The organism is Motilibacter deserti (assembly GCF_011250635.1).
Taxonomy (GTDB): Bacteria; Actinomycetota; Actinomycetes; order Motilibacterales; family Motilibacteraceae; genus Motilibacter_A; species Motilibacter_A deserti.
This window is the reverse complement of the sequence record NZ_JAANNP010000009.1, coordinates 76,762-82,761: the sequence shown is the minus strand read 5'-3', so window position 1 is coordinate 82,761 and position 6,000 is coordinate 76,762. Positions and strand designations below refer to the sequence as shown.

The 6,000-nt window shown below is 70.6% G+C and carries 7 protein-coding genes; 3 read left to right on the top strand and 4 right to left on the bottom strand.

All coding sequences use genetic code 11. The annotated features are described in order from the left end of the window. Positions 1-131, top strand: a 131-nt coding sequence (locus G9H71_RS25115) for a zinc-binding dehydrogenase (protein WP_166282522.1), incomplete at its 5' end; no start/stop codon positions are given. A 184-nt stretch (positions 132-315) separates the two neighbouring features. Then, on the top strand, positions 316-1,107 hold the full coding sequence (locus tag G9H71_RS13130) for a hypothetical protein (RefSeq protein ID WP_166282520.1): 792 nt from the start codon (positions 316-318) through the stop codon (positions 1,105-1,107). 80 nt (positions 1,108-1,187) lie between these two features. Here G9H71_RS13130 and G9H71_RS13125 read toward each other — a convergent pair whose 3' ends face one another. From G9H71_RS13125 to sdhC, 4 genes are all read right to left on the bottom strand, one after another. Further along, positions 1,188-1,892 (bottom strand): succinate dehydrogenase iron-sulfur subunit, encoded by a 705-nt coding sequence (locus G9H71_RS13125; protein WP_166282518.1) that lies wholly within the window; start codon positions 1,890-1,892, stop codon positions 1,188-1,190. Then, on the bottom strand, positions 1,892-3,583 hold the full coding sequence (gene sdhA / locus G9H71_RS13120; RefSeq protein ID WP_231134760.1) for a succinate dehydrogenase flavoprotein subunit: 1,692 nt from the start codon (positions 3,581-3,583) through the stop codon (positions 1,892-1,894). Before sdhA ends, G9H71_RS13125 begins: the two co-directional genes overlap by 1 nt. Positions 3,584-3,660: 77 nt before the next feature. Beyond that, on the bottom strand, positions 3,661-4,146 hold the full coding sequence (locus tag G9H71_RS13115) for a succinate dehydrogenase hydrophobic membrane anchor subunit (RefSeq protein WP_166282516.1): 486 nt from the start codon (positions 4,144-4,146) through the stop codon (positions 3,661-3,663). A 1-nt stretch (position 4,147) separates the two neighbouring features. Next, positions 4,148-4,498 (bottom strand): succinate dehydrogenase, cytochrome b556 subunit, encoded by a 351-nt coding sequence (sdhC, locus tag G9H71_RS13110; RefSeq protein ID WP_407939738.1) that lies wholly within the window; start codon positions 4,496-4,498, stop codon positions 4,148-4,150. Positions 4,499-4,728: 230 nt separating this feature from the next. On the opposite strand from sdhC, the gene G9H71_RS13105 reads away from it, so the two are divergent. After that, a complete protein-coding gene (locus tag G9H71_RS13105; RefSeq protein ID WP_166282512.1) occupies positions 4,729-5,991 on the top strand; it encodes an amidohydrolase in 1,263 nt (420 codons plus the stop codon). Positions 5,992-6,000 lie beyond the last annotated feature (9 nt).

The window sequence follows — 6,000 nt, the reverse complement described above, 5'->3', positions numbered from 1 at the left end:
TCGGGGCGCTCGTCGAGCAGGGGCGGCTGACCCTCCGGGTCGCCGCGACGTACCCGGTCCAGCAGGTGGCCGAGGCGCACCGCCGGCTCGAGGCCGGGGGAGTGCGCGGCCGGCTCGTCCTCACCTTCTGAGCCGACGGCTACTCAACACCGAAAGCCCGCTTACTCAACGGGGGGCGTGCTCGTATCGGTGACGGCCCGGGCCGTTCCTGTCCAGCGATCGGCGCGCGATGGCGCCGCGTCCCGCTGAAAGGGCCCGACCATGTCCTCCCGTCCCCGCTTCCTCCGAGCCTCCCGAGCAGCGCTACTGGCCCTGGTGACCGTCGCCGCAGGCGGCCTGACCGCTGGCCCCGCGAGCGCCGGGCCGGTCAACTGCAGCGCCGACTGCATCACGTCCTTCCAGACCAGTGCGGTCCGCGGCACCGACTTCATGCTGACGACGCAGACCACCGTCCCCACGAAGACCTCGGTGAAGATCAGCCAGTACCTCGGCGACCTGGACTCCAAGCCCGCGATCCAGTTCCCGTCGGGTGCCGCGTCGACCTTCCACTACGACCAGGTGCGCAACCTGGTGCCCGGCACGAGCTACTGGTTCAAGGTGCTCGCCACCGACCAGCAGGGGCGGACCCGCTCCGAGATCGGCTACGTGACGACGAAGACCCGCATCGTCACGGTCAAGATCGACAAGATCACGGTGCTCGACGACAGCGACTCCTCCGGCAACGGTGAGATCTCGGTCCACCTCAAGGCCGGGGACGTCGAGAGCGCGAACTACTACTCCGACCACAGCGTCGGCTCCGGAGGCGTGCTCAACCCGCTGTGGAGCCGCCAGATCGAGGCGCCCACGGCGACGAAGGCGTACGTCGAGCTGTTCGACGACGACGACGACTGCTGGCTCGGCTGCGGGCCGAGCACCAACCACCTGATCCCGCAGTACGACACGGGCACGGCGTGGTACGGGCAGTGGGGCACCGCGAGCTACACGGTCCCCGCGCCCAAGGAGTCGGACCCGGTGTTGAACGCATGGCCGTTCTCCATGCAGCCGCCCAGCAGCAGCCCGGTGAAGTTCAAGGTCGACGGCTCGATCACGGTGGAGTACGTCGCCTGACGCACGGCCATGGGAACGACGACGGCCGGTGCGCTCCTCGCGGAGCGCACCGGCCGACGGCATACCTGCAGTTCAGCGAATCACACAGCGCGCGTCAGCAACGCCCGCTTGACCTCCTGGATCGCCTTCGTGATCTCGATGCCGCGCGGGCAGGCCTCGGTGCAGTTGAAGGTCGTGCGGCAGCGCCACACGCCCTCGCGCTCGTTGAGGATCTCGAGCCGCTGCTGGGCGCCCTCGTCACGGCTGTCGAAGATGAAGCGGTGCGCGTTGACGATCGCGGCCGGGCCGAAGTACTGCCCGTCGACCCAGTAGACCGGGCACGAGGTCGTGCACGCGGCGCACAGGATGCACTTGGTCGTGTCGTCGAACCGCTCGCGGTCCTTCGACGACTGCAGCCGCTCGCGGGTCGGCTCGTTGCCGCGGGTGATGAGGAACGGCATCACGTCGCGGTAGGCGTCGAAGAACGGCTCCATGTCGACGACGAGGTCCTTCTGGAGCGGCAGCCCCTTGATGGCCTCGACCGTGATGGGCTTGTCCGGGTTGACGTCCTTGATGAGCGTCTTGCAGGCAAGCCGGTTGCGGCCGTTGATGCGCATGGCGTCCGAGCCACAGACGCCGTGCGCGCAGGAGCGGCGGAAGGTGAGCGAGCCGTCGACCTCCCACTTGACCTTGTGCAGGGCGTCGAGCACGCGGTCGGTCGGCAGCACGGTGACGCCGTACGCCTCCCAGTGCGGCTCGGTGTCGTTCTCCGGGTCGAAGCGCCGGATCTTGAGCGTGATGTCCACTAGTACTTGCGCTCCATCGGCTGGTACCGCGTCTGCACGACCGGCTTGTAGTGCAGCTCGATCTCGACGTTGCCCTCGGCGTCGACCTCGCGGTAGGCCATCGTGTGACGCATGAAGTTGACGTCGTCGCGGGTCGGGTAGTCCTCGCGGAAGTGACCGCCGCGCGACTCGTTGCGCGCCCGGGCCGAGACCACGAGCACCTCGGCCAGGTCGAGCAGGAAGCCGAGCTCGACGGCCTCGAGCAGGTCGGTGTTGAACCGCCGGCCCTTGTCCTGCACGGCCACCCGGGCGTAGCGCTCCTTGAGCCCCTGGATGTCGGCCTCGGCCTGCTTGAGCGTCGTCTCGGTCCGGTAGACCTGGGCGTTCATGTCCATCGTCTGCTGCAGCTCGGCGCGGATCGCCGCGACCCGCTCGCCCCCGGTGCTCGAGTAGATCGTCGCGAGCAGGTCGGTGACGTAGCCCGCCGGGTCGACCGGCAGGTCCACGTGCTTGGCGGTGCGGGCGTACTCGGCAGCGGCGATGCCCGCGCGCCGGCCGAAGACGTTGATGTCCAGCAGCGAGTTGGTGCCGAGCCGGTTGGCGCCGTGCACGGAGACGCACGCCGCCTCGCCCGCCGCGTAGAGGCCGGGGACGTGGTGGATGTCGTCGCGCAGCACCCGCGCGTCGATGTCGGTCGGGATGCCGCCCATCGCGTAGTGCGCGGTCGGCACGATCGGCACCGGCTCGGTGTAGGGCTCGACGCCGAGGTAGGTCCGCGCGAACTCGGTGATGTCCGGCAGCTTGGCGTCGATCTGCTCCGGCGGCAGGTGCGTCAGGTCGAGGTGGACGTAGTCCTTGTTCGGCCCGCAGCCGCGCCCCTCGCGGATCTCGGTGTGGATCGCGCGCGCGACCATGTCACGCGGCGCCAGGTCCTTGATCGTCGGCGCGTAGCGCTCCATGAAGCGCTCGCCGTCGGCGTTGCGCAGGATGCCGCCCTCGCCGCGCGCGGCCTCGGAGAGCAGGATGCCCAGCCCGGCCAGGCCCGTCGGGTGGAACTGGAAGAACTCCATGTCCTCCAGTGGCAGGCCCTTGCGCCACACGATGCCCATGCCGTCACCGGTGAGCGTGTGCGCGTTGGACGTGGTCTTGAAGACCTTGCCGAAGCCGCCCGTCGCGAAGATGACGGACTTGGCCTGGAAGACGTGCAGCTCGCCGGTGGCCAGCTCGTAGGCCACCACGCCCGCGACCGCGCCGTCGTTCATCAGCAGGTCGAGGACGTAGAACTCGTTGAAGAACTCGACCTCGTGCTTGACGCACTGCTGGTAGAGCGTCTGCAGGATCATGTGGCCGGTGCGGTCGGCGGCGTAGCAGGAGCGCCGGACCGCGGCCTCGCCGTGGTTGCGGGTGTGCCCGCCGAAGCGGCGCTGGTCGATGCGGCCCTCGGGGGTGCGGTTGAACGGCAGCCCCATCTTCTCCAGGTCGAGGACGGCGTCGATCGCCTCCTTGCACATCACCTCGGCCGCGTCCTGGTCGACGAGGTAGTCGCCGCCTTTGACGGTGTCGAAGGTGTGCCACTCCCAGTTGTCCTCCTCGACGTTGGCGAGGGCGGCGCACATGCCGCCCTGGGCCGCGCCGGTGTGGGACCGGGTGGGGTAGAGCTTGGTCAGGACTGCGGTACGCGCGCGCTGGCCCGACTCGAGGGCCGCGCGCATGCCCGCGCCCCCCGCGCCGACGATGACGACGTCATAGCGGTGGGAGTGCAGGACGCTCGAACTCACGGTGCCCTCCCTCAGATGTTCGGGTCGAAGGTGAAGATGACCAGGGTGCCGAGGAGCAGCGTGAAGACCGAGGACGTGTAGAGCAGTGCCTTCAGCCACGACCGCGTGACGTTGCGCTCGGCGTAGTCGTTGATGATCGTGCGGAGCCCGAGCGTGCCGTGGACCTGCGCGAGCCAGAGCATCAGCAGGTCCCAGGTCTGCCAGAACGGGCTCGACCAGCGGCCGGCGACGAACGAGAAGTTGATCTTCTGCACGCCGCCGTCGACGACCATCTGGATGAACAGGTGGCCGAGGACGAGCACGATGAGCAGCAGCCCGGACAGGCGCATGAACAGCCAGGCGTAGAGCTCGAAGTTGGTCCGCCGGTCGGGCCGGCGCGGGTCGCGGACCTTCGGGGCCGCGCTGCGCGGGGCCTCGAAGCGCGTGTCCAGCGCCTCGCTCGCCTTGCCGGTCGAGACCAGCTCGGACGGTGCCTGCGTCGAGGCGTCGGTCGTCATGTCAGCCCTCCGACCCGAAGAGAACGCCCCAGGTGTGCTCGGTCATGGGGTAGATGAAGCCCGCCATGAGCACGAACCAGACCGCGAGGACCGCCCAGAGCAGCTGGCGCTGGTAGCGCGGGCCGCTCTTCCAGAAGTCGATCAGCACCACGCGGAGGCCGTTGAAGGCGTGGAAGAGCACCGCGCCGACGAGGCCGACCTCCATCAGGTTCACGATCGGGTTCTTGTACGTGTCGATCACGCGGTTGTACGCGTCCGGGTCGACCCGCACGAGCGCCGTGTCGAGGACGTGGCAGAAGAGGAAGAAGAAGATCAGAACGCCGGTCACGCGATGCGCGACCCACGACCACATGCCTTCTCGGCCGCGGTAGAGCGTGCCGGCCGGTGCCTTGGGCAACGCAGGCCTTCCGGAGGTGAGGTCCGGAGCGCGCCCGTGGTGCCGGATGCGCCCGACTGAAGGGGACTTCAGCTTGTGGTGATGCTAGTTCCCTCCCGGGCCGCTCACCCGCGGAGGGCTGGTGATCCCGGCAACACGGACGGCGACAGGCGTCCCCGGGCACGCATCGGGGTAGATTCCGGCGGATGGAATTCGGAGGCGGACGACCCGGCGCGGCGGCACGCGCGTCCACCGCCCCCGGCATCCCCGGCGCGCTGGAGGAGCTGCGCACACGCGTGCGGGCGGTCGAGCCCGAGCTGGTCGCCCTGCGCCGCGACATCCACCGGCACCCCGAGATCGGGCGGGCCGAGATCCGCACGACCCGCGTCGTCCGTGAGCGGCTCGAGGCAGCGGGCCTGGCGCCGTACCTCCTGCCCACGGGGACCGGGCTGTGGTGCGACATCGGCGACGGCGACCGGGCGGTGGCCCTGCGCGCCGACATCGACGCGCTGCCCGTGACGGACCTCAAGGACGTCCCCTACCGCTCCCTGACGCCGGGCCTGGCCCACGCCTGCGGGCACGACGTCCACACCGCGGCCGTGGTCGGCGCCGGGCTGGCGCTCGCCGCGCTGCAGGAGGCCGGCCGCCTGCCGGGCCGTGTACGCCTCGTCTTCCAGCCGGCCGAGGAACGGCTGCCGGGCGGCTCGCTCGACGTCATCGACGCCGGCGGGCTCAAGGACGTCGACGAGATCTTCGCGCTGCACTGCGACCCGCGCATCGAGGTGGGCCGGGTCGGCGTGCGCCCGGGCCCGATCACCGGCGCGTGCGACCGGCTCAAGGTCGTCCTGCGCGGGCCCGGCGGCCACACCGCCCGCCCGCACCTCACTGCCGACCTCGTCCACGCGCTCGGCAAGGTCGTGACCGAGCTGCCCGGGGCGCTGTCGCGCCGCGTCGACCCGCGCGCGGGGCTCAGCCTCGTCTGGGGCCGGATCGACGCGGGGTCAGCACCGAACGCGATCCCGCAGTACGGCGAGGTCGAGGGCACGCTGCGCTGCCTGGACACCGACACCTGGCGCGAGGTCCAGGACCTGGTGCACGAGCTGGTCCAGGCCGTGGCCACGCCCTACGGCGTCTCGGCCGAGGTCGTCTACTCGCGCGGCGTGCCGCCGGTGGACAACGAGGAGGCGTGCGCCGAGGTGCTCGCGGCCGCCGCGGTCGCCGCCGAAGGGGAGGGCAGCGTCGTCCCCACGCCGCAGAGCCTCGGGGGCGAGGACTTCGCGTGGTACCTCGAGCACGTCCCCGGCGCGCTCGCCCGGCTGGGCACGGCCACCCCGGGCGACCTGATCCAGCGCGACCTGCACCAGGGCGCGTTCGACGTGGACGAGCGGGCGATCGGGGTCGGCGCGCGCGTGCTCGCGGCCACGGCGCTGCTCGCCCTCGCGCGGACCACCGGGGCCGACGAGGTCTGAGCACGGGCT

Coding starts and splice junctions, on each gene's coding strand:
- sdhA (WP_231134760.1), bottom strand. CDS start 3,583: ATGCGCGCGGCCCTCGAGTCGGGCCAGCGCGCGCGTACCGCAGTCCTG.
- G9H71_RS13115 (WP_166282516.1), bottom strand. CDS start 4,146: ATGACGACCGACGCCTCGACGCAGGCACCGTCCGAGCTGGTCTCGACC.
- sdhC (WP_407939738.1), bottom strand. CDS start 4,498: ATGTGGTCGTGGGTCGCGCATCGCGTGACCGGCGTTCTGATCTTCTTC.
- G9H71_RS13105 (WP_166282512.1), top strand. CDS start 4,729: ATGGAATTCGGAGGCGGACGACCCGGCGCGGCGGCACGCGCGTCCACC.